This is a genomic window from uncultured Allobosea sp., assembly GCF_945957345.1.
GTDB lineage: Bacteria > Pseudomonadota > Alphaproteobacteria > Rhizobiales > Beijerinckiaceae > Allobosea.
In genome coordinates this window covers 1-25,925 of the sequence record NZ_CAMFKW010000044.1, presented here as the reverse complement: position 1 = coordinate 25,925, position 25,925 = coordinate 1, and the positions used below count along the sequence as shown (strand labels likewise).

At 66.4% G+C, this 25,925-nt stretch carries 30 protein-coding genes; 6 read left to right on the top strand and 24 right to left on the bottom strand.

What is annotated here, in order from left to right; translation table 11 throughout:
- The 3 genes from Q0Q36_RS19310 to Q0Q36_RS19300 all read right to left on the bottom strand — a co-directional run bounded on the left by Q0Q36_RS19310 (position 1) and on the right by Q0Q36_RS19300 (position 2,986).
- On the bottom strand, positions 1 to 1,614 hold the full coding sequence (locus tag Q0Q36_RS19310; RefSeq protein ID WP_293800495.1) for a M14 family metallopeptidase: 1,614 nt from the start codon (positions 1,612 to 1,614) through the stop codon (positions 1 to 3).
- An 83-nt stretch (positions 1,615 to 1,697) separates the two neighbouring features.
- Positions 1,698 to 2,702: a CDF family Co(II)/Ni(II) efflux transporter DmeF gene (gene dmeF / locus Q0Q36_RS19305; RefSeq protein WP_293800493.1), complete on the bottom strand. Its 1,005-nt coding sequence runs from the start codon at positions 2,700 to 2,702 to the stop codon at positions 1,698 to 1,700.
- A gap of 17 nt (positions 2,703 to 2,719) precedes the next feature.
- Complete coding sequence (locus Q0Q36_RS19300) at positions 2,720 to 2,986, bottom strand: metal-sensing transcriptional repressor (RefSeq protein WP_293800491.1); 267 nt, start codon at positions 2,984 to 2,986, stop codon at positions 2,720 to 2,722.
- 159 nt (positions 2,987 to 3,145) lie between these two features.
- Between Q0Q36_RS19300 and Q0Q36_RS19295 the strand changes: the two genes are divergently transcribed.
- Positions 3,146 to 4,318: an isovaleryl-CoA dehydrogenase gene (locus Q0Q36_RS19295; protein ID WP_293800489.1), complete on the top strand. Its 1,173-nt coding sequence runs from the start codon at positions 3,146 to 3,148 to the stop codon at positions 4,316 to 4,318.
- A 125-nt stretch (positions 4,319 to 4,443) separates the two neighbouring features.
- A complete protein-coding gene (locus Q0Q36_RS19290; RefSeq protein ID WP_293800487.1) occupies positions 4,444 to 4,962 on the top strand; it encodes a gamma-glutamylcyclotransferase family protein in 519 nt (172 codons plus the stop codon).
- A 61-nt stretch (positions 4,963 to 5,023) separates the two neighbouring features.
- Here Q0Q36_RS19290 and Q0Q36_RS19285 read toward each other — a convergent pair whose 3' ends face one another.
- From Q0Q36_RS19285 to Q0Q36_RS19275, 3 genes are all read right to left on the bottom strand, one after another.
- Positions 5,024 to 6,823, bottom strand: coding sequence for an ABC transporter ATP-binding protein (locus Q0Q36_RS19285; protein ID WP_293800485.1), 1,800 nt, complete (start codon positions 6,821 to 6,823; stop codon positions 5,024 to 5,026).
- Between the two features lie 324 nt (positions 6,824 to 7,147).
- Positions 7,148 to 7,321: a hypothetical protein gene (locus Q0Q36_RS19280; protein ID WP_265059825.1), complete on the bottom strand. Its 174-nt coding sequence runs from the start codon at positions 7,319 to 7,321 to the stop codon at positions 7,148 to 7,150.
- Between the two features lie 10 nt (positions 7,322 to 7,331).
- Positions 7,332 to 7,745, bottom strand: a complete 414-nt coding sequence (locus Q0Q36_RS19275) for a rhodanese-like domain-containing protein (protein ID WP_293800483.1) — start codon at positions 7,743 to 7,745, stop codon at positions 7,332 to 7,334.
- A gap of 136 nt (positions 7,746 to 7,881) precedes the next feature.
- Between Q0Q36_RS19275 and Q0Q36_RS19270 the strand changes: the two genes are divergently transcribed.
- Both Q0Q36_RS19270 and Q0Q36_RS19265 read left to right on the top strand, forming a co-directional pair.
- Positions 7,882 to 8,574, top strand: coding sequence for a DUF599 family protein (locus Q0Q36_RS19270; RefSeq protein WP_293800481.1), 693 nt, complete (start codon positions 7,882 to 7,884; stop codon positions 8,572 to 8,574).
- Complete coding sequence (locus Q0Q36_RS19265) at positions 8,571 to 8,840, top strand: DUF3253 domain-containing protein (RefSeq protein ID WP_293800479.1); 270 nt, start codon at positions 8,571 to 8,573, stop codon at positions 8,838 to 8,840. Before Q0Q36_RS19270 ends, Q0Q36_RS19265 begins: the two co-directional genes overlap by 4 nt.
- A 1-nt stretch (position 8,841) precedes the next feature.
- On the opposite strand, the gene Q0Q36_RS19260 is transcribed toward Q0Q36_RS19265, so the two are convergent.
- The 9 genes from Q0Q36_RS19260 to crcB form a co-directional block, all read right to left on the bottom strand.
- On the bottom strand, positions 8,842 to 9,630 hold the full coding sequence (locus tag Q0Q36_RS19260) for a YdcF family protein (RefSeq protein ID WP_293800477.1): 789 nt from the start codon (positions 9,628 to 9,630) through the stop codon (positions 8,842 to 8,844).
- Between the two features lie 118 nt (positions 9,631 to 9,748).
- Positions 9,749 to 10,255, bottom strand: a complete 507-nt coding sequence (locus Q0Q36_RS19255) for a lysozyme inhibitor LprI family protein (protein WP_293800475.1) — start codon at positions 10,253 to 10,255, stop codon at positions 9,749 to 9,751.
- 50 nt (positions 10,256 to 10,305) lie between these two features.
- Complete coding sequence (locus Q0Q36_RS19250) at positions 10,306 to 10,926, bottom strand: glutathione S-transferase family protein (RefSeq protein WP_293800473.1); 621 nt, start codon at positions 10,924 to 10,926, stop codon at positions 10,306 to 10,308.
- Between the two features lie 132 nt (positions 10,927 to 11,058).
- Positions 11,059 to 13,059 (bottom strand): acetyl/propionyl/methylcrotonyl-CoA carboxylase subunit alpha, encoded by a 2,001-nt coding sequence (locus tag Q0Q36_RS19245; RefSeq protein ID WP_293800471.1) that lies wholly within the window; start codon positions 13,057 to 13,059, stop codon positions 11,059 to 11,061.
- Between the two features lie 256 nt (positions 13,060 to 13,315).
- Positions 13,316 to 13,765: a hypothetical protein gene (locus Q0Q36_RS19240; RefSeq protein ID WP_293800469.1), complete on the bottom strand. Its 450-nt coding sequence runs from the start codon at positions 13,763 to 13,765 to the stop codon at positions 13,316 to 13,318.
- A gap of 499 nt (positions 13,766 to 14,264) precedes the next feature.
- Positions 14,265 to 14,942: an HAD-IA family hydrolase gene (locus Q0Q36_RS19235; protein ID WP_293800467.1), complete on the bottom strand. Its 678-nt coding sequence runs from the start codon at positions 14,940 to 14,942 to the stop codon at positions 14,265 to 14,267.
- A gap of 73 nt (positions 14,943 to 15,015) precedes the next feature.
- Positions 15,016 to 15,516: a hypothetical protein gene (locus Q0Q36_RS19230; RefSeq protein WP_293800465.1), complete on the bottom strand. Its 501-nt coding sequence runs from the start codon at positions 15,514 to 15,516 to the stop codon at positions 15,016 to 15,018.
- 95 nt (positions 15,517 to 15,611) lie between these two features.
- Positions 15,612 to 16,868 (bottom strand): RluA family pseudouridine synthase, encoded by a 1,257-nt coding sequence (locus Q0Q36_RS19225; RefSeq protein WP_293800463.1) that lies wholly within the window; start codon positions 16,866 to 16,868, stop codon positions 15,612 to 15,614.
- The gene (crcB, locus tag Q0Q36_RS19220; RefSeq protein WP_293800535.1) at positions 16,865 to 17,248 is read right to left on the bottom strand and encodes a fluoride efflux transporter CrcB; all 384 of its coding nucleotides are present in this window, start codon (positions 17,246 to 17,248) and stop codon (positions 16,865 to 16,867) included. Before crcB ends, Q0Q36_RS19225 begins: the two co-directional genes overlap by 4 nt.
- A 126-nt stretch (positions 17,249 to 17,374) precedes the next feature.
- Here crcB and Q0Q36_RS19215 point away from each other — a divergent pair, with 126 nt between their 5' ends.
- Entirely contained in the window at positions 17,375 to 17,719 is a 345-nt protein-coding gene (locus Q0Q36_RS19215) for a hypothetical protein (protein ID WP_293800461.1), read from the top strand.
- A gap of 7 nt (positions 17,720 to 17,726) precedes the next feature.
- On the opposite strand, the gene Q0Q36_RS19210 is transcribed toward Q0Q36_RS19215, so the two are convergent.
- The 3 genes from Q0Q36_RS19210 to Q0Q36_RS19200 are packed head-to-tail and all read right to left on the bottom strand — an operon-like array spanning position 17,727 to position 20,580.
- Positions 17,727 to 17,900, bottom strand: a complete 174-nt coding sequence (locus Q0Q36_RS19210) for a hypothetical protein (RefSeq protein ID WP_293800459.1) — start codon at positions 17,898 to 17,900, stop codon at positions 17,727 to 17,729.
- Positions 17,901 to 17,902: 2 nt separating this feature from the next.
- A complete protein-coding gene (locus tag Q0Q36_RS19205) occupies positions 17,903 to 19,210 on the bottom strand; it encodes a replication-associated recombination protein A (RefSeq protein ID WP_293800457.1) in 1,308 nt (435 codons plus the stop codon).
- Positions 19,207 to 20,580 (bottom strand): Do family serine endopeptidase, encoded by a 1,374-nt coding sequence (locus Q0Q36_RS19200; RefSeq protein ID WP_293800533.1) that lies wholly within the window; start codon positions 20,578 to 20,580, stop codon positions 19,207 to 19,209. The genes Q0Q36_RS19205 and Q0Q36_RS19200 overlap by 4 nt, the downstream gene beginning before the upstream one ends.
- 210 nt (positions 20,581 to 20,790) lie before the next feature.
- Between Q0Q36_RS19200 and Q0Q36_RS19195 the strand changes: the two genes are divergently transcribed.
- The gene (locus Q0Q36_RS19195) at positions 20,791 to 21,210 is read left to right on the top strand and encodes a BLUF domain-containing protein (RefSeq protein WP_293800455.1); all 420 of its coding nucleotides are present in this window, start codon (positions 20,791 to 20,793) and stop codon (positions 21,208 to 21,210) included.
- An 80-nt stretch (positions 21,211 to 21,290) separates the two neighbouring features.
- Here the strand turns inward: Q0Q36_RS19195 and rplQ are convergent, their stop codons facing one another.
- The 6 genes from rplQ to Q0Q36_RS19165 all read right to left on the bottom strand — a co-directional run.
- Positions 21,291 to 21,707: a 50S ribosomal protein L17 gene (gene rplQ / locus Q0Q36_RS19190; protein WP_291667610.1), complete on the bottom strand. Its 417-nt coding sequence runs from the start codon at positions 21,705 to 21,707 to the stop codon at positions 21,291 to 21,293.
- Between the two features lie 113 nt (positions 21,708 to 21,820).
- A complete protein-coding gene (locus Q0Q36_RS19185) occupies positions 21,821 to 22,837 on the bottom strand; it encodes a DNA-directed RNA polymerase subunit alpha (RefSeq protein ID WP_257731996.1) in 1,017 nt (338 codons plus the stop codon).
- 95 nt (positions 22,838 to 22,932) lie between these two features.
- Positions 22,933 to 23,322 carry a 30S ribosomal protein S11 gene (gene rpsK / locus Q0Q36_RS19180; protein ID WP_043237079.1) on the bottom strand — a complete coding sequence of 130 codons (390 nt, stop codon included), beginning with the start codon at positions 23,320 to 23,322 and terminating at the stop codon, positions 22,933 to 22,935.
- 115 nt (positions 23,323 to 23,437) lie between these two features.
- On the bottom strand, positions 23,438 to 23,806 hold the full coding sequence (gene rpsM, locus Q0Q36_RS19175; RefSeq protein WP_112581136.1) for a 30S ribosomal protein S13: 369 nt from the start codon (positions 23,804 to 23,806) through the stop codon (positions 23,438 to 23,440).
- A 360-nt stretch (positions 23,807 to 24,166) separates the two neighbouring features.
- Positions 24,167 to 25,366, bottom strand: a complete 1,200-nt coding sequence (locus tag Q0Q36_RS19170; RefSeq protein ID WP_293800423.1) for an ABC transporter substrate-binding protein — start codon at positions 25,364 to 25,366, stop codon at positions 24,167 to 24,169.
- A 239-nt stretch (positions 25,367 to 25,605) separates the two neighbouring features.
- The coding region (locus Q0Q36_RS19165) for a nucleoside monophosphate kinase (RefSeq protein WP_293800421.1) at positions 25,606 to 25,925 on the bottom strand (320 nt) is incomplete at its 5' end.

Sequence of the window (25,925 nt, the reverse complement as noted above, 5' to 3'; positions counted from 1 at the left end):
TCAGGGCTTTGCCAGCGCCGCCGCCGGTCGCTCGGTGATACGCAGCACATCGAGCACGCCGCCTTCAACCACCGGCAGCACCTTGTTGGCGGCGAGCCCGGTCTGGCTTTCCGGCTCCAGCATCACCGGCAGCAGGGCCGCCAATGGCTGGTCGAGGCCGATATAGACGTCACCCGGCGCGAGCGCGACCGAGGCCGGCTCGAGCGCATAACTGCCCTTCACGATCTGACCCGCTCCGGTATCGTCGCCGCGCCCGTCCTCCTTGGCGCCGAGCTCGACCTTGACCACCAGGAAGCGCTCTCCGGGTACGGTCATAGCCTTGGTCACCGTCTCGGTCTTCAACCCCAAGCGCTGCAGAGCCTCGATCGCAGCCCCGGCCTTGGCGGGCAGCACATAACCGGCCGGGCGCGGCCTCGTCAGCGTTGGTTCGATCTCGAGCGAGGACAGCCATTTCACCTCGACCGGCTTGTCCTGCCCCGTCTTGGGATCGATGAAGGTCAGCGTGCGCTGCTCCGGCTTCTGCCGCGCGGTGACAATGAAGGGGGTACCCGGCTTGATCGCCGTGACTTCGGCTTCCGCCTTGCGCGTCGCCGCGAGGATATCAGCGGGGCGTTGGGCCGCGAGCTTCATCATCGCTTCCGACGCGGCGACATGAGCCTGCACCCGCCTGCCCAGATGCGCCCGGCCGATCCCGACGCCGCGCGTCTCCAGCAGGAGGCTCACCGCATTGCGCAAGCCGGCGATGTTGCGTCCGGTATCGGCGCCGATGCTACCCATCGCCACCGGCGAAGCCGGGTTCGCTCCGTCCGTGGTGTGATACCAGTCATAGGTCACGCCAGCCGCCTCGAAGGCCGACCGCAGCGCCGGCAGCACCACATCGTCCTGGACCTGTTTCAGGGCCGGCGCGAGATTGGGCACCGTCGCGGCCTGGATCATCCCGTCGATCCTGACCAGACCGCCGGTCTTCTCGACCCAGCGCCCGGCGACGGTGAATTCATGGCAATCGAGCAGAATGTCCGGGCGATAGCGCGTGAACAGCTCGGCGATCGCCCGGATTTCCGGCGTGCGCAACTGCGTATGGTCGCGGTTGGCATCGATGCCGTTGGCCAGCGCCCGGCGGAAGCGATCGGCTCCGTCCGGATTGCCACGCGGGATGATGACGACATCGATCGCATCGAGCAGCGGCGCGAGATTGCCCGCCCCGAGCCGTTCTGCCAGCACCAGCATGGCCTCGCCGCCGGCCGGCTCGTTGCCGTGCTGCTGGCCGATCAGCATCACCACCGGCCGTTGGCCCTTGCCGATCGTGTCGAGCCCATGGCGCGTGAACATCAGGGCGGGCATGTCGCGCCCCTCCTGGCTCTTGGCGACGATCGACAGCGTCATCTGCGGCGCGCGCTCCTTGAGCGCCGTCAGGAAGGCCATCATTTCGGCCTGGCTGGTGAAGTCGGCCTTGCCCGGCGCGAAGGCCGGCGTCGTGAAGGCGACCTGCGGATCGGGATAGCGCTCGGCCACCGCCGGGCTCTCATGATAGGCGCCTTCCGGCTTGAACTGCGCCAGCGCCCCGCCTCCGAGCGCGACGAGGAGACCGGTTGCGAGGATGGTCCGACCGTTCATAACGCGCTCCCGACTGACGATATGGGAGCGCTACCCTAGAGCGGCGCGCGAGCGGCCTGCAACGTCTGGCACCCGCAGATGCTTCAGGCTGCAATCGGGCGTGCATTCACCTCGACGGTGACATGGGACAGCGTCGGCAGATCGGCAAGCAGAGCCTTGTAGGTCGCGGGCGGCTTGGGCTCGCCGGTGACGATCGAGACGATGGCGCTGCGATGGCCAGGCCCGACCTGCCAGAGGTGGAGATCAGCAACCTCCGCCCCTTCCGCGGCGAGCCGCTCGCCAATGCGCTCCGCCAGCTTTTCGTCCGGCACGGTATCGAGCAGGACGGCGCCCGAGTTGCGAATGAGCCCGACCGACCAATGCGCGATCACGCCGGCGCCGACGATGCCCATCACCGGATCGAGCCAGACCCAGCCGTAAAACCGCCCGCCGAGCAGCGCCACGATCGCCAGAACCGAGGTGAAGGCATCAGCGATGACGTGCATATAAGCCGCGCGCAGATTGGTATCGCCGCCATGCCCGCCATGCGAGTGATGGGCATGATGGTGATCGCCATGATCGTGATGATCATGCGCGTGCCCATGGCGATGATGCCCGGCGCCGCCATGGTTGTGACTATGGTGATGGCCGTCATCGTCCCTGAGCAGCCACGCGCTCGCCAGGTTGACCGCGAGCCCGAGCACCGCGATCGCCGTCGCCTGCGTGAAATCGATTGCGATCGGAGAATAGAGGCGTAGCGCCGATTCCCCGGCAACCGCGAGCGCGATGAACATCAGCAGCAAAGCACTGGCGAAGGCTGCGAGATCGCCGAGCTTGCCCGTCCCGAAACTGAAGCGGCGGTCATGCGCATGCTGTCGCGCGAAGCGATAGGCGAAAGCCGCGATGCCGAGCGCCGCCGCATGGGTCGACATGTGCCAGCCATCGGCTACCAGCGCCATCGAGCCGAAGACGGTGCCGGCGACGATCTCGGCCACCATCATGACCGCGGTCAGGCCCACGACGAGCCAGGTGCGCCGCTCGTGCCGGTCATGCTCGCTGCCGAGGAAGACATGCTGGTGCTGGGCGGGAAAGCTGTCCACGGCTGACATCGGTTCGCTCCGAACAATCAGAGATATTTGGTGAGGGCCTTGAGCTCCTCGATCGAGCGGCGCGCCTCGGGCGTCGTCGCCTGGGTATGGTCGAACAGGTGATGCTCGATATGGTCGAAGATCAGCAACGACTTGACCTTCTCCAGCGCCTTCTCGACCGCCTGGAGCTGGTGCACGACGTCAGGAACGCTCCTGCCCCCTTCGACCATCCCGACGACGGTACCGAGATGCCCCTGCGCCCGGCGCAAGCGGTTGATGATGTCGGGGTCCATGGCATGACTCATGAGTCCCATCCTATCCCCCCGGATAGGATATGCAAGAGCCCTGGCCGCACCGACGCTCAAATGCGTCGGGCGCGGCTGCGCACTGACGCCCCGGCCCGGGACGGCTATAACAGCGGCAAAGGGAGCAAGGCTCCCCATGCTCTGCCGGGAGGATCAGCCATGCTTGCCAACGCGCCGCGTCCGTTCAATTTCGACCTCGGCGAGACCGCCGACGCCATCCGCGACACAGTTCATGCCTTCGCGCAGGAAAAGATTGCCCCGCGCGCCGAGGAAATCGACAGGACCAACCAGTTCCCGCGCGATCTCTGGCCGGAGATGGGCGCGCTCGGCCTGCACGGCATGACGGTCGAGGAAGAGTATGGCGGCACCGGGCTCGGCTACCTCGAGCATTGCATCGCGGTCGAGGAAATCTCCCGCGCCTCGGCCTCGGTCGGCCTCTCCTACGGCGCCCATTCCAATCTCTGCGTCAACCAGATCAGCCGCAACGGCAACGAGGCACAGAAGCGCAAATACCTGCCGAAGCTGATCTCCGGCGAGCATGTCGGCGCGCTCGCCATGTCGGAGCCCGGCTCGGGCTCGGATGTTGTCTCGATGCGGACCCGCGCCGACAAGAAGGGCGACCGCTACGTCCTCAACGGCAACAAGATGTGGATCACCAACGGCCCGATCGCCGAGACGCTGGTCGTCTACGCCAAGACCGATCCGGACGCCGGCCCGCGCGGCATCACGGCCTTCCTGATCGAGAAGGGCATGAAGGGTTTCTCGACCCACCAGAAGCTCGACAAGCTCGGCATGCGCGGCTCGGACACTTGCGAGCTCGTCTTCCAGGATTGCGAGGTGCCGGAGGAGAACGTGCTGGGTACAGTGGGGCGCGGCGTCAACGTGCTGATGTCCGGCCTCGACTACGAGCGCGTCGTGCTGGCGGCCGGCCCCCTCGGCATCATGCAGGCGGCGCTCGACGTGGTCATGCCTTATGTCCATGAGCGCAAGCAGTTCGGCCAGTCGATCGGCGAATTCCAGCTCGTCCAGGGCAAGGTCGCCGACATGTATGTCGCGATGAATTCCTGCCGCGCCTATGTCTACGCCGTCGCCAAGGCTTGCGACCGCGGCGAGACCACCCGCGAGGATGCTGCCGGCGCGATCCTGATCGCAGCCGAGAAGGCGACGCAGATCGCGCTCGACGCGATCCAGCTCCTCGGCGGCAACGGCTATATCAACGACTATCCGACCGGCCGCCTGCTCCGCGACGCCAAGCTCTACGAGATCGGCGCCGGGACGAGCGAGATCCGCCGGATGCTGATCGGCCGGGAGCTGTTCAACAAGACGAAGTGAGAGGCGTCACCGCGTCATGCTCACCCTTGTGGCGAGCATCCACAGCTTGACCACAGCCCTCGAAAAGCAAAGACGTGGATGGTCGGGACAAGCCCGACCATGACGGAAAGCGCGCGACCCGAACCATGCCACTCTACTTCGCCTATGGCCTCAACATGGATCCGGTCGGGATGGCCGAGCGCTGCCCGAAGGCGCGGCCGCTCGGCCCGGCCCGCTTGCCGCGGCACCGCTTCATCGTCACGCGCGACGGCTATGCCTCGGTGATCCGCGATCCCCGCGAGGAGGTCCATGGCGCGCTCTGGGACTGCTCGCTCAGCGACATGCGCGCCCTCGACAAGTTCGAGGAACTGGCCAGCGGGCTCTATGTGAAGATCAGCCAGCCAGTGATCGTGCCGGGCGGCGCCAAGCGCGCGCTGATCTATATCGGCCGCTCCGGCGATCCGGGGCGCCCCAAGCCGGGCTATATGGAGGGGGTCATCGCCGGGGCAAAACATTTCGGCTTGCCAGAGACTTACATCGCCGGCTTGAATCGTTTTCTGACCAAGCCGACTCTCGATCTGAAGAGCTTGAATCGGGATGCGAGCGCACCGCTGCCACCCGGCCCGGTCAAGGGCGTGCGGCCAAGGGCGCTGGCGCCGAAATAGCTCCGAGAACGAAAAGGGCCGCTCGCGCGGCCCTTTCCTTATTCGGGGAAGCTGACGGCGATTACGCCGCCAGCCCCTTTGCCAGCTCGCTGACCTGCTTCTCGAACAGCGCGCGATAGGCGCCGTCCGGACGGGTCAGCAAGGCCTCGTGCGGGCCTTCCTCGATCACCCGGCCGCGATCGAAGACCAGGATGCGGTCCATGGCCCGCACCGTCGACAGACGATGCGCGATCACGATCGTGGTGCGGCCTTCCATCAGGCGCTCGATCGCCTGCTGGATCAGTGCCTCCGATTCCGAATCGAGGCTCGAGGTCGCCTCGTCCAGGATCAGGATCGGCGCATCGGCCAGGAAGGCGCGGGCCAGCGCGACACGCTGGCGCTCGCCGCCCGAGAGCTTGATGCCACGCTCGCCGACGAGCGTGGCGTAGCCCTTGGGCAGACGCATGATGAACTCATGCGCGTTGGCGAGCTTCGCCGCCTGCTCGACCTGCGCCAGGCTCGCGCCCGGCCGGCCATAGGCGATGTTCTCCGCCAGCGAGCGGTGGAACAGCACCGGCTCCTGCTGCACGATCGCGATCTGCTGGCGCAGAGACGCCTGCGTGACATCGGCGATGTCCTGCCCGTCGATCGCGATGCGGCCCGCAGTGACGTCGTAGAGCCGCTGCACCAGCTTGACGAAGGTCGTCTTGCCGGAGCCCGAGCGGCCGACGAGGCCGACCTTCTCGCCGCCACGGATGGTCAGCGAGAAATCGCGGTAGAGCGGATCGTGATGCCCGCCGTAATGGAAGGTCACGTCCTCAAAGGCGATCTCGCCCGCCGTCACGCCCATGTCCACCGCGCCCTTCCGGTCCGGCACGCCATAGGGAAGGTCGTGCATCCAGACGAGCTCCTCCATGTCGTTGACCGAGCGCTGCAGATTGTGGACGTGCTGGCCGACATCGCGCAGATAGCCATGCACCACCGCATAGGCCGTCAGCACGAAGGCGACATCGCCGGGCGAGGCCTGCCCGTTCGCCCAGAGCCAGATCACGAGGCCGATCACTGCCGCACGCAGCACCAGCAGCACGACGTTCTGGCCGGTACCCGACCAGGTGCCGCGCAGCCAGGCCCGACGCGTCCGGAGGCTCCATTTGGAGACGACCGTTGCCAGCCGCAGGTCCTCGCGGGCCTCGCCGCCGTAGGCCTTCACCACCGGGTTGCAGGTGATGGCGTCGGCCAGCGCGCCGCCGAGACGCGTGTCCCAGGCATTGCCGAGCCGTGCCGCCGGCGCGACGAAGCGCAGCGACAGCGCCAGCGTCAGCCCGATATAGGCCAACGCACCGAGCGCCACGACGAGCCCCATCGCCGGCCAGTGCCAGGCCAGCACCGCCGTCATGCCGAGCAGGATGACCAGCGAGGGCAGCAGCGCGATCAGGACCGTATCGCTCAGAAGGTCGAGCGCCCACATGCCGCGCGTGATCTTGCGCACCGTCGAGCCCGCGAAATTGTTCGCGTGCCAATCGGTCGAGAAGCGCTGCAGGCGCGCGAAGGCCTCCTGCGAAACGTCGCTCATCGTGCGCAGCGTCATCACGGTGATGCCGGTGAAGGCGAAATGCCGCCCGATCACCATGACGGCGGCGAGCACCATCATCGCGCCCAGCGCCCACAGCGCCGCTTCCGCACCGCCGGAGCCGGCAGTTCCCGACACAGCATCGACGAGGCGGCCGGCATAGACCGGCGTGAAAAGCTCGGCGAGCGTGGCGGCGATGGTGACGCCGGCCACCCAGGCGACCTGCCCGGGCTGGCGCGCCCAATGCTTGAAAGTGAAGCCGAGAACGGCCCGGAACGGCTCCCGCCGCCCGGTTTGAGTATCGTGAGACATAGCGTCATTCGGCGCCGAGGCGGCTGCCGACTCCGAAATCAGGCAGAGACGACGACGCGCGCCGGCTCCGGCAAGGAAAGACAAAAGTTGGAAAAAGGCTCAGGAGACCGCCCGGAGGCGGGCCTCGTGCGAGACCGACCTAGTGCCAGGTTGGTCGCATGGGAGGGGCGGTGATCACGATGAATTTCATTCAGCCCTCCCTTTCTTGAGTTGGAGCCAAGGTCGGAGAAAATGCCTGATTGTTGGGCAGGGCGCAAGCCCACCCCTCATGCAACGGTTGCAGAGGGCGCCTTCGCCCAATTCAAGGCAGAGTTGTGCGCCGGCTTACCAGAACAGCGCGACGAGACGCGCAGCAATCACCAGCAGGAAGGCCGCGATGATCGTACCCAGCACCTGCTGGCGCTTGGCGTGATTGGGCCAGCGTCGCGCGAGCAATTTGCCCAGCGGCTTGCGGAAGACAAAGGCCGCGACCAGCAGAACGATGACGTAGTGGGACAAGATACGGGTCTCAGGCCTTCTTAGCCGCCGGAGCCGTGTCGACGGGCGCGCCGGCCTTCTTCCAGGCGCCGAACCCGCCGGCGACATGCGCGACCGGCTTCAGGCCCATCTCCTGGGCCGCCTGCGCAGCCAGCGCCGAACGCCAGCCACCGCCGCAGAAGAAGACGAAGCGCTTGTCCTGCTGGAAGACCGGCTTGGCATAGGGGCTTTCCGGATCGATCCAGAATTCCAGCATGCCGCGCGGGCAATGGAAGGCGCCGGGCATCCGCCCTTCCCGCTCCAGTTCACGCGGATCGCGCAGGTCAACGAAGACGACATCGTCGCGACCGGAAAGAGCCTGCGCCTCTGCGACCGACAAGGTCTCGATCCGGCTCTCGGCTTCCGCGACCAGCGCCTTGTAGCCCTTGGTGATGGTCTGCGGCATGGCTCTCGCCCTCCCCCGATTCCGGCCGCACCGTGGCGGTTCACCGCCGCAGCGTCAATGCCATCCCGCTTGCCGCCGACCGGCCTTCGTCACAAGCTGCTTGCTTCTCCGGCTCCCGAAATGGCAGAGCGGCAGCATGCTCGGTTTCAGCAATCTGGACGTCATCGCGCTGGCGTTCTTCGCCGCCTCCTGGGTCGGCTATCACTATGCGGTCGAGCTCGGCCCGCACGCCGCCGGGACCCTCAACATGCGGATGAACCTGCGCCGCGCCCGCTGGATCCGCGAAGCGGCGGGCCGCGAGGTCCGGATCGTCGACACGCAGGTCATGAACGGGCTGCAGAACGGCACGGCCTTCTTCGCCTCGACCTCGCTGATCGCCATCGGCGGCACACTTACCTTGCTGAACTCGACCGAACGTGTGGTCGCTATCTTCAGTGATCTGCCCTTCGTGCCGGTGACCCTGCGCTCGGTCTGGGAGATGAAGGTGATCGGGCTCGTCGCCATTTTCGGCTACGCCTTCTTCAAGTTTGCCTGGGCCTATCGGCTGTTCAACTACTGCGTCATCCTGCTCGGCGCTTTGCCTCCGTTCGAGAGCAAGGACGAGAGGGCCATGGCCGATGCCGTGCACGAGACCACCGAGATGAACATCGCTGCCGGCCGTCATTTCAATCGCGGCCAGCGCGCCTTCTTCTTCGCCCTGGCCTATCTCGGCTGGTTCCTCGGCCCGGTCACCTTCATCGGCTTCACAGGCGCGGTACTGGTCGCGATGTATCGCCGCCAGTTCGCCTCCGACGCGACGCGCGTCTTCAACCACCCGAGCCAATCATGAGCATCGAACCCGAGGCGATCGAGAGCGCGATCCTCGACCTGCTGGCGAAGCGCGAAGCGGGCCTGACGATTTCGCCGATGGATGCCGCCCGCCAGCTCGGCGGCGATCACCCGGATGGCTGGGGGCCGTTGATGCAGCCGGTGCGCCGGGCCGCCGTGAAACTGATGAAGGAGGGCCGGCTCGTCATCACCCGCAAGGGCCGCCCGGTGGACCCAGACGATTTCCGCGGTGTCTATCGCCTGGTCCTGCCGGCGGCTTCCTCCTGACTCACGGCGCCGGGAAGAGTTCGTCGGTATAGCCCGCGAGGCGGTAGGCAACGAGCCCCACCCACTCCTTGAAACCGTTATCGGCGATTTCGAGCGCGCGCGGCGCCCGGCTGTAGGGGCGGAGGAAATCGCCCGGCTGCCCGCTCGTCCAGTAATCGACCGGGAAGGCCTCGACGGCGAATCCGGCCTTGCGGAAGACGCCCATCGAGCGCGGCATATGCCAGGCCGAGGTCACCAGCAGCCAACGCTCGCCGGGCTTGGGATCGACGAGTTTGCGCGTGAACGTCGCGTTCTCGCGCGTGTTGCGCGACTTGTCTTCGAAGATGAGCCGGGAAGGATCGAGCCCGAGCCCCTCGAACAGCAGCTTCGCTCCGTCCGCTTCGGTCACGGTTGTTTCCGAGATCAGGTTGGCCGCCCCTCCGGTGAAGACGATCTTAGCCTGCGGATGCAGCCGTGCCAGCTCGACCGCCTTGGTCATGCGCGCCGCCGAGGAATTCAGCGCGACATCGCCCCGCGACACGCCGATGGCGCCGCCCAGCACGACGATTCCCGTCACCGGTTCTTTGCGGGCATCCTGCTGCGGGAAGCGGTCCTCCAGCGGCCGGAGCACGATGCGCGGCAGCGGGCTGAACGCCATCAGGCCAAGCGCGATCAACGAGATCAAGCCGATCCAGCGCGCCGGGCGGGCGAAGCGTGTGAAGGCCATGAGCCCTGCGAACCCGGCAAGCAGGATAGCGAGATTGACCGGCGACAGGACGAACCAGACGACCTTTGAGAGAACGAAGAACATCGGGGGCTCGCGCGCCGAGAGAAGGACTTGGAGAGTCCTATCGTCAAATACTGACGGCTTTCTGAAAGCGAGAATCCGCCGGATCTATTACGGCGTCTTTGGGCTCGTTCCAGCAATGTCAGCGGATGATCTGCGGCGGCGATTGCGGACGACGGCGGCCGCTTTGCGGCAGGGCCTTCGCGAGTTCGATCGCGCGGCCCGCGACCTCCCGCAATTCGCAGCCCGCCTGACGGCCAGCCTGCAACGCCTCTCGCTGGGTCGCACCATAGAAAGCGCATTTCTGCGTGACATAGCTTTCCCAGGCAAGCTGCAGCGCCGCGAGCCGGCTGCGCTGGCCGGCATCGAGCGACCGTCCCGCCACTTGCAGGGCGGCCGTCAGGCGCTCGCGCCATGCTGCCTCCTCGCGCCGGGCACAAGCGGCCTCGGCGCCGCGCGGATCATTGCTGGCGGCACGCACGCAGGCCACGGCCACCGCACCGATGCAGGCCGACGGCGAGGAGCCGCTGTCGCGCAGGCACCCTGAGAGCGCCGTGAGGTCCGCCCGCAGCGTCGGTGAATTCTGCGCCGCCGCCGGCGCAGCAGCGGCGAGGCTGCACAGAAGCAGGATCGTCCGAAGAGCGTTCATGCCGCTATCATGCCAGCGGCAGCGACCGGATCAAGCGCCGTTGCGCGACCTCACACGATCGGCAACGGCAGCGCGGCCTGGGCCGCCGGACGCGCGAAGAGCTGCTCGTACCAGCGCTGGACCCGTGGCCGCGCGATCCGCTCGACCGGCATGTTGAGCCAGCGATGCGCGCCACAGCCGACTGCGATATCGGCCATGCCGAAGCGCTCGCCTGCAAGGAAGGGCCGATCCGCCAATTGCGCCTCGAGGATAGCCATCAGCGCCTCGGCTTTCGCGATCGCGTCGGAGATCACCTTCGGATCGGTGAAGGGCGGCACCTTGCGCACCACGCCCCAGAGCACCGGCGCCATGGCAGGCTGAAGCTCCGACAGCATCCAGTCCAGCCAGCGATCGGCCAGCACACGCCGCGCCGGATCCTCCTCCCAGAGCATGCCCGAAGCATAGCGGGCCGCGATATAGCGCAGGATGCTGTTCGACTCCCAGAGCACGAGCTCGCCGTCGCGCAGCACCGGAATCTGCCGGTTCGGGTTCATCGCCCGGTATTCTGGCGTATCCAGCCCACCGAATGGCCCGCCGACATCGATGCGCTCGAAGGCCTGCCCGGCCTCGCCGGCGGCCCAGACCACCTTCTGCACGTTTATCGAGCTCAACCGGCCCCAGATCGTCAGCATGAAACCCTCCGGATCGTCATGCTCGCCCTTGTGGCGAGCATCCACGTCTTGAACACGACTTGGACCAGCGAAGACGTGGATGGTCGGGACAAGCCCGACCATGACGGCAGAGCCGCGTCATGCACCGTCCGCTCAGGCGAATTCCATGATCACCGCGTCGACGGCGAGCGAATCGCCCTCCTTCGCCAGAATCTTGGCGATGGTGACGTCCTTTTCGGCGCGCAGCACGTTTTCCATCTTCATCGCCTCGACCATGGCGAGCGGCTCGCCGGCCTTGACCTCCTGCCCGACCGTGACCGCGATCGACTTGACCAGGCCCGGCATCGGGCAGAGCAGGAACTTGCCGGTATCGGCCGCGACCTTCTCCGGCATCAGCGCGGCAAGCTCCGCCTCACGCTGCGTGTAGACATGGGCATTGGCATAGGCACCGGCATGGCCGAGCGCGACGCCGTTCAGGATCGGCCGCACCTGTGCCGCGACCTTCACCCCGTCGAGCGTGCCATGCCAGACCGGCTCGCCCGGCGCCCAGTCGCTGACGACACTGACGCTGCGGCCCGGGAAGGCGATGATCACCGCCCCGCCCTGCTCCGTCACCTCGCCCTCGAAGCGCTCCGCGCCGAGCTGGACGATGCGTTGCCGATCGAAGGAGACCTTGCGCCAGCCTTCCATCTGCGCCGAGACATGGCGCTTGCGCTGGTTGAGCTTGTGGTCGCAGGCGATCGCGATCGCCGCCATGCGCTGCGCGATCTCACCCTGCGGCGCCGGCAGCGAGAAGCCTTCCGGAAATTCCTCGGCGATGAAGCCGGTCGAGAGATTGCCGGCGATCCAGCGCGGATGCTGCATCACCGCCGCGACGAAGGGGATATTGTGGCGGATGCCGTCGATGGCGAAGGCATCGAGCGCGCGCGCCTGGGCCTTGATCGCGGCCTCGCGCGTCGGCGCGTGGGTCACGAGCTTGGCGATCATCGGGTCGTAATAGATCGAGATCTCGCCGCCTTCGAACACGCCGGTATCGTTGCGCACCATCGCCTCGCCATCCGGTCCCTCGCTCGGGGGGCGGTAGGTCACGAGACGTCCGGTCGAGGGCAGGAAATTGCGGGTCGGGTCCTCGGCATAGACTCTGGATTCGACCGCCCAGCCGTCCAGCTTCACATCGGCCTGCGTGATCGCGAGCTTCTCGCCATAGGCGACACGGATCATCTGCTCGACGAGATCGATGCCGGTGATCATCTCGGTCACCGGATGCTCGACCTGCAATCGGGTGTTCATCTCCAGGAAGTAGAACGACTTGTCCTGGCCGGCGACGAATTCGACCGTGCCGGCTGAGTCGTAATTCACCGCCTTCGCCAGCGCGACGGCCTGCTCGCCCATCTTCTTGCGGGTCGCCTCGTCGAGCAGCGGCGACGGCGCTTCCTCCAGCACCTTCTGGTTACGGCGCTGGATCGAGCATTCGCGCTCGCCGAGATAGATGACGTTGCCGTGCTTGTCGCCGAGGACCTGAATCTCGATATGCCGGGGATCGACGATGAACTTCTCGACGAAGACGCGGTCGTCGCCGAAGGAAGACGCCGCTTCCGACTTGGCGCGGGCGAAACCCTCCGCCACCTCACCGGCCGAATGGGCGATACGCATACCCTTGCCGCCGCCGCCCGCCGAAGCCTTGATCATCACGGGATAGCCGATCTCATCGGCGATCGTCACGGCATGCTCGGGGCTCTCGATAATGCCGAGGAAGCCGGGAACGGTCGAAACCTTGGCCGCGGCTGCGGCCTTCTTCGACTCGATCTTGTCGCCCATCGCGGCGATCGCACCGGGATTGGGGCCTATGAAGACGATGCCGTTATCCTTCAACGCCTGGGCGAAAGCCTCGCGCTCGGAGAGGAAGCCATAGCCGGGATGCACGGCCTCGGCGCCCGTTGCTTTGCAGGCATCGATGATCTTGTCGATCAGCAGATAGGACTGGGCGGCGGGAGCGGCGCCGATATGCACGGCCTCGTCGGCCATCTCGACATGCAGCGCGTCGCGATCCGCGTCGGAATAGACGGCGACCGTCTTGATGCCCATGCGCCGCGCCGTCTTGATGACACGGCAGGCGATCTCGCCGCGGTTCGCGATCAGGATCTTCGAGAACATGCGCGGCCACTCCCGGCTTCAGACCAGACTGCAATAGCCGGGGTCTATGGGATGCCGCAACTGCCGTCCACCGATGCGAAAGTCGGCTATCGGCCAAGCCGTTGTGCAAGGATGCACAGGTCCGGGGTACCACGCCCTGTCAGAGAACGTGCGGCCCGACGCCGTCATGCCCGGGCCTGACCCGGGCAGCTCTGGCAGGAAGCGCTTGCCTCCTTCGGTCCAATATTCTCTGGCCAAGCCCGGGAATGACGCTGGCTCAGCTCGCGAGCAGGACGCGCGGGGCGGCGCCGACACCGGCACGGACCACGGCCTTCGCCGAGCCCTTGGCGAAGGCGAAGGCAAGCAGCGTCTCGTCGCAATGCTCGGCCTCGCGGACGATCTCGTTGGCGATGCGCTGGGCGGTCGCAGTCGGCCCCTCGCCGGCCGAGAGCGTCGTGACCAGCCAATGCGCCTTGTCGCGATCGATCACGCCGGTCGGGCGGTTCTCCCAGACGGCGAAGTCGACGACCAGCGCCACCATGTAATTCGCATAGGCTTTGCAGCTTTGCGGCACGGCCCGGTCGAGCGCGATGAGGACATCGACGATGTCCCGCGTGATGACGATGTCGCTCAAGATGTTACGGTGAAGCATCTTGACGTCTTCTTCGTCGATCGCGCAACGATCCATCACGCGATCGACGAATTCACGAAGCTCATGATCCATCATGTTCGAACCCCTGTCCGGCGTTGTTTTGTGCCGGTACGTCCCTGTTGTGGGAACACCATGCACCCCGCCTCGGCATCAGGTGGTTAACGCGCAAATCTGAACGGTTATTCAGGTTAAACGGAACTGAGTCGGCTTGGTTGCGAAGATGTTACTGGCGAGCAAGGCGGGGGCGCCGCGGACAGCGACCTCCAGCCCGCGCCACGGCAAGCACGCCGGGTACTTGCCGCCGCTTGAGGGCATGCAGACGAGCATGGCGAGATCGGATCGGGAAAAGGCATTCCCGCACACAGATCCGGCCTGACGACCGATCGTTTCCGGCCCGCCCCTTTGTCATTCCGGGGCTTCGCATCGCGAAGAACCTGGAACCCACGATTGGGCATGCCGCCTGCAACCAAGTGCCCGAGGCCTCACCCAGTCGTGGGTTCCGGGTTCGCGCCGTTGGCGCGCCCCGGAATGACAAGGGCTGCGCCTCGAAATCAAGCGATGCTTTTGGGCACTTCTACGCTGCCACGGCCTTCGGCAACCCCAGCGCCGTCGGCAGTTCCTGAAACTCCCGCAGCACATGCCGGGCGCCGAGCGAGACGAGCTTCTCGACCGGCTGGAAGCCCCAGGACACAGCGACGGGCACGACGCCGGCCGCCACCGCCATCTCGATATCGAAGGAGCTGTCGCCGACCATCGCGGTACGCTCCGGAGCTGCTCCCGTCTCCGCCATCGCCCGCTGGATCATGCCGGGATGCGGCTTCGACGGTGGATCGTCCGCCGACTGCACCGTGTCGAACAGGCCTTCCCAGCCATGCCGGGCAACAATGAACTCGGCCCCCTTGCGCGACTTGCCGGTGGCGATGCCGAGCTTCAGCCCGCCATGGCGCTTCAGCTCGGCCAGCGTTTCCGCAACGCCCGCGAACAGCGGCTCGTCCAGCGAAGGATCGCTCTCGGCCTGCACCCGCATCGCGCTGAAGACCTGGCGATAGGTCTCGGTCAGCACATCGTCAGGCTCGGTCAAGCCAGCAAGTTGCGCTAGCGCGATATCCAGGGTGAGCCCGACGATGCCGAGCCCGGCCTCGCGGCCCGGATGCGCCCTCCCGCAGAGCTTGAAGGTCTCGTATTGCGCGCCGAGGATGATCGCCTCGGAATTGATCAGCGTGCCGTCGAGATCGAAGATGATGAGATCCATGCCGGCGCTTTAGCCCGGATCGCGCGGGCGATCCACTGCAGGCCCGGCATGGCTTCATCCCGCTCGCGAGCAGTCAGCCCTTGGCCTCGCGGGCGCAGGCATCGACAGCCTTGCGCAGATCGGCGCCGTCGAGCCCTTTGGCCCGCGCTTCCTTGCGGCATTCGGAGCGCTGGGCAAGGTCCGGCCGCTTGCCGTTGAAGCAGGCGGTCAGAGCCGCGATCCGCTCCGAACCTTCGAGCTTGCGCCCGTCGACCTCCTCCTTGCAGGCCGCCCGCGCCGCCACTGCCGTCGGCTTTCCATCGCGGGTCACGCCGTCGCGGGCATAGAGCTGCACGCCGGGGAATTTGCCCTGCATGCAGATCCGCATCGCCGCACGCAGATCGTCGCCCGTGAGCGCGATGTTCTCGGAGACGCAATCCTGCCGCGCCTTGGCCCGCTCAGTGCGCGGAATCGGCTCATCCGTCGGTGCCGCAGCGACGGTCTGCGCCGGCGCTTTCGCGGGCACGGCAGTCTGTGCCTGAGCGGCCCCGACAAGGCCGAGAACAAAGGCGGAAACGATCCAGATCGAACGCATGGTCAGCCCCTCCGATGACGAGAACATCAATAGAACAGAAAGCGTTTTGTTCCGCAACTGTTCTCTTACGTTTCGTCATCCCATCAAGGGAAATCTCACTCGTCGGGGGCCTCGACGATCGGGTCATAGGGCGCGTCGTCGAAGCCGAGCAGGTTCCAGCTCTGCCGCATATGCGGCGGCAGCGGCGCGCTCACATCGATCGTGCCCTTGCCGCGCGGATGCGGCAGCACGATCCGCCGCGCCAGCAGGTGCAGCTTGTTCTGGATGCCGCCGGGCAGTTCCCAGTTCTGGATGTTGAAATATTTGGGATCGCCGATGATCGGATGGCCGATATGGGTCGTGTGGGCGCGCAGCTGGTGTGTGCGCCCGGTCACAGGCTTGAGCGACAGCCAGGCGAGCTTCTGCGCTGCCGTCTCCACCACCGCGTAATAGGTCACCGCATGCATCGCGCCATCCTCGCCATGCTTGGCGACCGCCATGCGCTGGTCGCCGTCATAGGCCTCCTCGCGGGCGAGATAGGTCGAGATCCGGCCCTGTCGCACGCGCGGCACGCCGACGACCAACGCCCAATAGACCTTGCGGGCCGAGCGCGAACGGAAGGTCTTGGCCAGCGTCGCCGCCGCAAAGCGCGACTTGGCGATGACGAGGCAGCCGGCCGTATCCTTGTCGAGGCGGTGGACGAGGCGCGGCTTCTGCCCATCCTTGCCCGTCAGCGCCTCCAGCATCTGGTCGACATGGCGCGTCGTACCCGAGCCGCCCTGCACGGCAAGCCCCGCCGGCTTGTTGAGGACCATGACGTCGTCGTCCTCGTAGAGCGTGATCGAGCGCAGGAAGCCGATCGTGTCGGCATCGGCCTTGGCCGAGCGCGGGCGCTCGGCCTGCTCCTCCAGCCTCAGCGGCGGGATGCGCACGGTCTGGCCCTCGCTCAGCCGGTCCTTGCTGTCGGCGCGTTTGCCGTCGACCCGCAACTCGCCCTTCCGGACGATGCGCTGGATATGGCTGAAGGAGAGCTGCGGGAAGCGCGCCTCGAGGAAGCGGTCGATCCGCATCTCGTTCTCGTCCGGCGTCACCACGAGCTGCTGCACGCCGGTCGAGAGCACCTGTGCGGTTTCGGCCTTGACCTGCGCGCGGGTCGGCTTGGGAGCAGCTTCCTCCATCGGCCGCAGACGGGCTGGGCGCTGCGCGCGCTCCTCGCCGCCGGTCGGGCGCGCCGCGGCACGACGCCGGGCATCATGGCTCGGCCGCTTGCCACGCGGCGCACCCGCCGCTGGCGGCTTCCCGCCGCGCGAGGGGCCTCCGGTGCCCTTGCTCCCGGCGCCCTTGCCGCCAGGGCCTTTCCCGCCCGCCTTCATGACATGCTCCGCATCATCGCGAGGCCACCGATCAGCGCCGCCAGCGACAACATAACCGAGCCGATCACATAAGTGGCCGCCAGCATCGTCTCGCCGCGCTCCCAGAGCAGGACGGCATCGAGCGAGAAGGCCGAGAAGGTGGTGAAACCGCCGAGGATGCCTGTCGCCAGGAACAGGCGGAGGTGCTGCGGCACGCCCTCCCCGGCGCGGAAGGCAAACCAGCCGGCGACGAGCCCCATCAGGGCGGAGCCGATGATGTTGATGGCCATGGTCCCATAAGGGAACCCCATGCCGAACCAGCGCGGCGAGACGGTATTGATGCCGTGGCGCAGGGCGCCGCCGATGCCGGCGCCGACGAAGACGAAAGCGGTGGAGATCATCGTTGTGGAATAGAGCGCACAGCCGCCTTGCACAAACGAAATCCGCCGCAATTACACGGCTCCGTGCAACCGGGCAGCAAGCCGACAATAGAAACGAACCCGGCGCAGGCGATAGGAATGGAAACGATGGATCTTCAAGCGCGTATCGCCAAAGCCGGCATGGTCGCCTCCTTGGTGACCATGGGCAGCACGCTTGCCCTCTCGCAGCAGAGCGGCGGCACGGACTGGCCGACGGAGAAGTGCAACCGCTACCGGAAGGCCTATGATCAGTCGATCGCCTATCTCGGCAAGAAGGGCCTGAGTGCTGAATTCCTCGCCAGCCACGACGCCTTCCTCGCGTCGAACTGCCAGGCTCGCGCCGAAGTCTGCGCCCGCAGCAAGGAGGAGCTGGAGCTTGCGAACCGCCTCGTCCTGATGGCGATGAACAGCGGCATGTCCGGCACCTTCCTGCCGTTCACCTGCCGCAGCTGAGAGCGGGCTACGAGTCGCCGCGCCTCCTCAGCCGCGGATGCACGTAAAGCTCGAAGGCGATGGTCAGCACGATGAAGACCAGCGCGATCGCGAAAGCGACGACCCAATAGGAGACATCGTCCTTCGAAACGAACCAGCCCGCGATCACCGAGGGCACGATCAGGAGCAGGCGCGCCAGCATCGCTATTCCCCCCGCTCCTGCCGCAGCCGTTCCCAGTATTCCAGGCGCTTGCGGATCTCGCGCTCGAAACCGCGTTCCGGCGGATCGTAGAAGCGCTGCCGTCCGAGCACCTCCGGCCAGTAGTTCTGCCCGGAAAAGGCATCGGGCTGGTCATGATCATAGGCGTAATCGGCGCCATAGCCCTCTTCGCGCATCAGCTTGGTCGGTGCGTTGAGGATGGTCTTGGGCGGCGTCAGGGATCCCCGCTCCTTCGCCACCCGCACTGCCGCCTTGTAGGCGGTGTAGGCGGCATTCGATTTCGGCGCGGTCGCCAGGTAGATCACGCAATTGGCCAGCGCGAGCTCGCCTTCCGGCGTGCCGAGTTGCTCATAGGTTTGCGCAGCGGCGCGCGCATGCAGCAGCGCCTGCGGATCGGCGAGCCCGATATCCTCCACTGCCATCCGGACCAGCCTGCGCGCCAGGAAACGCGGGTCCTCACCGGCATCGAGCATGCGCGCGAAATAGTAGAGCGCAGCATCGGGATCGGAGCCGCGGATCGTCTTGTGCAAGGCGGAGATCAGGTTGTAGTGGCCGTCCTGTGCCTTGTCGTAGATCGGCGCGCGGCGCTGGATCACTTCGGACAAGCCGTGCTCGTCGAGGATCTCGCCGGGTTTCGCCGCCCGCCAGATCTCCTCTGCCAGAGTCAGTACAGCACGCCCGTCGCCATCGGCGAAGCGCGCCAACGCGAGCCGCGCCTCCGGCGTCAGCGGCAGCTCCTTGCCTTCCAGGACCTCGGCCCGGCCGAGCAGGAAGAGCAGCGAGCCCTCGTCCAGCGATTTGAACGTCAGCATGCGCGCCCGCGACAGCAGAGCAGCATTGAGCGCGAAGGACGGGTTCTCGGTCGTGGCGCCGATCAGCGTGATCGTGCCGTCTTCCATGACGGGCAAGAAGGCGTCGAGCTGGGCGCGGTTGAAGCGATGGATCTCGTCGACGAAAAGCAGCGTGCCCCGGCCGCCGAGGCGGCGCCCGCGCGCGGCCTCGAACACCTTCTTGAGATCGGCGACGCCGGAGAAGATCGCGCTGATCTGCTCGAAGCCGAGATCGACCAGCCCGGCGAGCAGCCGCGCTACCGTCGTCTTGCCGGTGCCGGGCGGCCCCCAGAAGATCAGGCTGCCGATCGTCCCGGAGGCCACGAGCCGGGTCAGCGCGCCGTCCGGCCCAGTCAGATGTTCCTGACCCGCCACCTCGGCGAGCGTCGTCGGCCGCAAGCGGTCGGCAAGCGGCCGCGGGCCGGACTTGTCCAGCCCCGAGGCTGAAAACAGGTCGCTCACCCCGGGAAGACCGACGTGATCGTCTGACCGTTGCGGATGATCGTCACCTCCCAGGCGCGCTTGCGATCCTTGAGGATCGCTTCGACCTCGCGCGACGTGTTCATCTGCTCACCGTTCAGCGCCTTGATCATGTCGCCCTTCTGGAAGCCGATGTTGGCAGCGGTGCTGCCCTCTTCGACCTCACTGACGACTACGCCCTCGTTGCCGGTGTCGACCGAGAGCTCCTCGGCCAGAGCCGGCGACATGTTGCCGACGGTCAGGCCGGCGAGCGGCGAACGGCTCGTGAGCTTGACCATTTCGCGCGGCCGGGTCTCGGGCGCCGCGACCAGCTTCACGGGAATCGAGATACGCTTGCCGCCGCGCAGGACAGTCAGCATCGTCGTGCCGCCGATCGGCCGCGTCGCGAAGCGATAGCCGAAGGATTCGGGGTCATCGACCGCGAAACCGTCGACCGAGAGAATGACATCCGAGCGCTTCAAGCCAGCCTGATCGGCCGGCCCCTTCTCGACGACGCTGGCAACGACCGAGCCCGCGGGGCGGTCGAGCCCGAGCCCGTCGGCGACGTCTGCCGTCAGAATCTGCAGCCGTGCGCCGAACCAGGGGCGCTTGACCGTCTTGACGCCGGCCTTGGCGCTGTCGACGACGAGGCGCACCATCGCCGAGGGGATGGCGAAGCCGATGCCGACGCTGCCGCCGGAGCGCGAATAGATCGCCGTGTTGATGCCGACGACGCGCCCCTTCATGTCGATCAGCGCGCCGCCCGAATTGCCGGGATTGATCGCCGCGTCGGTCTGGATGAAGGACTGCGCATCGCCGACGCCGATCTGCGTACGCGCCAGCGCCGAAACGATGCCCTGCGTCACCGTCTGGCCGACGCCGAAGGGGTTGCCCATCGCGAGCACGATATCGCCGACCTGGAGTTCGTCGGTATCGGCCAGCTCGATAGCCGTCAGGTTCTTGGCATCGGCAAGCTTGAGCACGGCGAGATCGGTGCGCGGATCGCGCAACAGGATCGTGGCCTCGACCTCGCGCTTGTCGGCGAAGGCCACCTTCACTTCGCTCATGTTCTCGATGACGTGGTTGTTCGTCACCACGAGGCCGGCGCCGGCATCGACGATCACGCCCGAGCCGAGCGAACGCTGCACCCGCTCGCGCGGCACGCCGAAGCCGCCATCGCCGAAGAAGCGGCGGAAGAACGGGTCGTCCATAAAGGGGTTCTGCGGACGCTTCTCGACGCGCGCGCCATAGACGTTCACGACCGCGGCCTGCGTCTGCTTGACCAGCGGCGCGAAGGAGAGCGTCACCTGCTCGCGCGTCTCGGGCACTTGCCGCGCCTGGCCGAACGCCGGCCACGGCGCCCCGCCTGCCATCAGCGCGCCGGCAAGGGCGGCCGCAGCCAAGCTCTTCCGATATGGTGCGGGACGGTGGATCATGCTCATCCTCGTTCAGAAACAAAAAAGCGCCGGCACGGAGTTTCCCGTTCAGGCGTGGCACCCGCTATACCCATGTAACGCCCTGCGGTTCCCGCAGCGGCATACCCAACCCGATATGGCCTTTCCTGGCCGGATAGGAAGAGCAGGATGAGCCTGATTCGGCTTGTGTACGCCAGCGAGAGCCGCCTCGTCGACGCCAATCGCCGCGCCGAACTCGACAGGACGCTGGCAAGCGCCCGCCGCTTCAACGGCCAGAACGGCATCACCGGCTTCCTGCTGGCGACGGACAGGGCCTTCGCGCAGGTGTTGGAAGGGCAGCAAGACAACGTAACGGAAACCTATGGCCGGATCGTGATGGATCCGCGCCATGCGGCTGTTCGGCTGCTGATCGAGGAACCGATCGCGGCCCGCTCCTTCCCCGGCTGGGCCATGGGCATTGCCGAGCGCGACGAGACGACCGGCTTCATCTTCGGCCTCTACGGCGTCACGCCGGAGAACGATCTCCATGCCCAACCGCTGGAGACGCTCGTCGATCTCGCAGGAGAGCTGGCAGGGCGGCCGGCCTGAAGCAATTCCGGCCACCAACGAGGCAAAGAAAAAGGCGGCCCGCGAAGGCCGCCTTTTCCAATTCAGTCGGATGAAGCCGATCAGGCGGCTTCGTCTTCAGCCGTGAAGACCGGGCCGGAATCCTTGCCCTTGGCCTCGACGTCGCGGTCGACGAACTCGATGATCGCCATCGGGGCGTTGTCGCCGAAGCGGAAGCCCGCCTTCATGATGCGGAGATAGCCGCCGTTGCGCTCCTTGTAGCGCGGGCCGAGGACCGCGAAGAGCTTGCCGACGAGCTCGACATCCTTGATCTGCGCGATCGCCTGACGGCGGGCATGCAGGTCGCCGCGCTTGCCGAGGGTGATCAGCTTCTCGACGACCGGACGCAGGTCCTTGGCCTTCGGCAGCGTGGTGGTGATCTGCTCGTGCTTGATCAGGGCCTGGGCCATGTTGGCGAACATCGCCTGGCGATGCTCGGCCGAGCGGTTGAAACGACGACCGCGGAAACCGTGACGCATTGTTTGGCTCCTTCGTTGATTACGGCCGCCGTGCCACGGAACGACCGTTCGTTATGCTCCGGCTCGGATGAGCCGGGCGGGGTTGGCGCGGGATGCCTCCCGCGCCGTCAAACTCAGTAGTGCTCCTCGAAGCGCTTCGCGAGCTCTTCGATGTTCTCCGGCGGCCAGCCCTGGACATCCATGCCCAGGTGCAGGCCCATGGTGGCGAGCACTTCCTTGATCTCGTTCAGCGACTTGCGGCCGAAGTTCGGGGTGCGCAGCATCTCGCCCTCGGACTTCTGGATGAGGTCGCCGATATAGACGATGTTGTCGTTCTTGAGGCAGTTCGCCGAGCGGACCGAAAGCTCGAGCTCGTCGACCTTCTTGAGCAGCGCCGGGTTGAAGGGCAGCTGCGGCGCGGTCGAGACGGCCTCTTCCTTGCGCGGCTCCTCGAAGGTGATGAACACCGCGAGCTGGTCCTGCAGGATGCGGGCGGCGAGCGCCAGCGCGTCCTCGGGGGTGACCGAGCCATTGGTCTCGATCGCCAGCGTCAGCGAGTCCTTGTCGAGGTTCTGGCCCTCGCGGGTGTTCTCGACGCGGTAGGAGACCTTCTTGACCGGCGAGTACAGGCTGTCGACCGGGATCAGGCCGATCGGCGCGTCCTCGGGGCGGTTCTGCTCGGCCGGCACATAGCCCTTGCCGGTGTTGACCGTGAACTCCATGCGGATCTCGGCCCCGTCATCCAGCGTGCAGAGCACGAGGTCGGGGTTCAGGATCGACACGTCGCCGATGGTGTTGATGTCGCCGGCGGTGACGGTGCCCGGGCCGGACTTGCGCAGGGTCATGCGCTTCGGGCCCTCGCCCTGCATCTTGACCGCGACGGCCTTGATGTTGAGGACGATGTCGGTGACGTCCTCACGGACGCCAGGAATCGAGGAGAACTCGTGGAGAACGCCGTCGATCTGGACGGCGGTCACGGCCGCGCCCTGGAGCGACGACAGCAGCACGCGACGGAGCGCATTGCCGAGCGTCATGCCGAAGCCGCGCTCGAGCGGACGCGCAACCACAGTCGCCTGACGTTTCGGGTCGTCTCCGACCTTCACTTCGAGCTTGTTCGGCTTGGAAAGATCCTGCCAGTTCTTGCTGATCACGACCGCACTCCTGGTGCTGAATTCTTCTGGCGGCCACCGCCGCCCCGGACAGGCGCCCGCCCCTGCGGGCGCCCTGAGGCTTACCAAGTCAGGCGTCAGACGCGACGGCGCTTGCGCGGACGGCAGCCATTGTGCGGGATCGGCGTCACGTCGCGGATCGAGGTCACGGTGAAACCCGCGGCCTGGAGAGCGCGAAGAGCCGACTCGCGGCCCGAACCCGGACCGGTCACCTCGACCTCGAGGGTGCGCATGCCATGCTCGGCAGCCTTGCGGGCGGCGTCCTCGGCGGCGACCTGGGCGGCGTAGGGGGTCGACTTGCGCGAGCCCTTGAAGCCCATCGTACCGGCCGACGACCACGAGATCGTATTGCCCTGCGCGTCGGTGATGGTGATCATGGTGTTGTTGAACGAGGCGTTCACATGCGCGACGCCGGAGACGATGTTCTTGCGTTCGCGACGACGGACGCGCTGGGCTTCCTTGGCCATATCTCTTCTTCCATCCTTCAGGCGCGCCCGTCATGCCAGGCGCTGGGGATGCCGGCGGCCCGTGAGCGGACCGGCCGGCGTATAGACGGCGGGCCGGATTACCGGCCCGCCGAAATCACTTCTTCTTGCCGGCGATCGGCTTCGCCTTGCCCTTGCGGGTGCGGGCGTTGGTGTGCGTGCGCTGGCCGCGGACCGGCAGCGAGCGGCGATGACGCAGGCCGCGATAGCAGCCGAGGTCCATCAGGCGCTTGATGTTCATCGAGACTTCGCGGCGCAGGTCGCCCTCGACGAGGTAGTCGCGGTCGATCGTCTCGCGGATCTGCAGGACTTCGGCGTCGGTCAGCTGGTTGACGCGGCGCTCCGGCGCGATGCCGACCTTCTCGACGATCTCCTGGGCCTTGGCCGCGCCAATGCCGTGGATGTACTGCAGGCCGATGACGACGCGCTTGCCGGTGGGAATGTTGACGCCCGCGATACGAGCCATGGTCTCATCTCCATGTCGGCCGAAGCACCCGATGGCACCCCGGCGGTGGGAAAAATCCCGCGTCCGGTGGAGGCCGGCTCATGCAGGACGTTGAACGGCTCCACGCGATAATGCGACGTCGTCCCTTCTCGCGAAGGCAACGGCATCGCTCCCATGAAACCGGATGGCGGCTCGTTAACGGGTTGGGCGCAACGAGTCAACCCGTCGCAACCAAGAAACATGCCAAGGCCATGAAGCGGCCGAAGCACTGCGAGGTCAAGGCGGTAGCCGCGATTGCCATATAGGGTGCTTCGTCATTCCGGGCAAGTGGCGACGCCGCGTCGATCCGGCATGACGGCCTTCCGGCGCAGGCACCCCGCCCTATTTCTTCACCAGACTGCACTTGCTCTCCGAGAGTGGCGCGATGATCTCGGCCGCCGGGATCTTGCGGACGACCTTGAAGTAATCCCACGGCGCCTTCGATTCGGCCGGCTTCTTCACCTCGACCAGCAGCATGTCGTTCATCAGCCGGCCGTCCTCGCGGACCTTCGCGCCCGGCGCGTAGAAATCCTCGACCGGCATCTCCTTCATCTTCGCCGCGACCGCAGGGCCGGCCGCCGTGCCGGCTGCCTTCACCGCCTTGAGATAGTGCAGCACCGAGGAATAGACGCTGGCCTGAATCATGCCCGGCATCTTCTTGGTCCGCGCCATGTAGCGGTCGGCGAAGTCGCGGCTCGGCTTGTCGGCGTCGTGGTAATAGGCAGTGGTGGTGATCAGCCCCTTGGCCTTGTCGAGGCCGAGCCCGTGAACGTCGCTCAGCACCACGACCATCGCTGCGAGCTTCTGGCCGCCATCGACCAGGCCGAACTCGCCCGCCTGCTTGATCGAGTTGATCGTGTCGGTGCCGGCATTGGCGAAGGCGACGATCTTGGCCTTGGAGGCCTGCGCCTGCAGCAGGAAGGAGGAAAAGTCCGGCGTGCCCAGCGGCGCACGCACCGCGCCCAGCGTCTTGCCGCCATTGGCCTTCACGATCGTCTCGATGTCGGCGGTGAGCTGATGGCCGAAGGCGTAGTCGGCGGCGATGATGTACCAGCTGTCGCCGCCTTCGCGCAGCACCGAAACCGCCGTGCCCTTGGCCGAGGTCGCGGTGTCGAAGGTCCACATGAAGCCGGTCGCCGTGCAGTCCTCGTTGAAGAGGCGCGTCGTCGCCGGGCCATTATAGAGCGCGATCTTCTGCTTTTCCCTGGCGATGCCGGCCACGCCCAGCGCAACGGCGGAGTTGGTGAGGTCCGCGATCGCGGTGACGCCATCCACATCGTACCAGCGCCGCGCCAGCCCGACGGCGATATCCGGCTTGTTCTGGTGGTCGGCGGAGACGATCTCGATAGGCTTGCCCAGCACGGAACCGCCGAAATCCTCGATCGCCATCTTCGCGGCCTCGACCGAACCGAGGCCGCCGAATTCGGCATAATTGCCCGACTGGTCGTTGAGGATGCCGATCTTCACCGCGTCCTGTGCCCGCGCCGCCGCCGGCATCAGCGCCAGCGTGCTCGCGACCAGCAACGCTCCAAACCTCGTCATGCGCCTGCTCCCTGTCCTGCCTCCGGACCTGGAAAGCCGCTTCGCCTCCCGGTCGACGGATGCTTGCCACCGCTTCGCGCGGATTGGCCTCCAGCACATCTGCCGGGCACTGGCCTGTCAACGCACGGGCGGACCGAGAAAAGGCAAAGGCATCCGCGCAAAAGCGCACCGCCGAAACGAGAAACCCGGACGGACCGTCAGGTCCGCCCGGGTTCGAATGTATGATGCTGGAGAGCCGATCAGCCCTGAGCCGCCACCGAAAGCGCGTCGGTGATCGCCTGCGAAACGCTGTCGATCGGCTGCATGCCGTCGATCGCCGTCAGCTGGCCGCGCTTCTCGTAATAGGGAGCGACCACTGCGGTATCGCGGTTATAGGCCTCGAGCCGGGTCTTGAAGACCTCCGGGTCGTCGTCCTTGCGCACCGGCTGCCCGGCCGCCTTCGCCTCTTCGGCGCGATGGACGATGCGGTCGACGAGCTTGGTCTGGTCGACCTTGAGCTCGAGCACGGCATCGAGCTTCAGCCCCTTGCCGTCGAGCATCGCGTCGAGCGCCTCGGCCT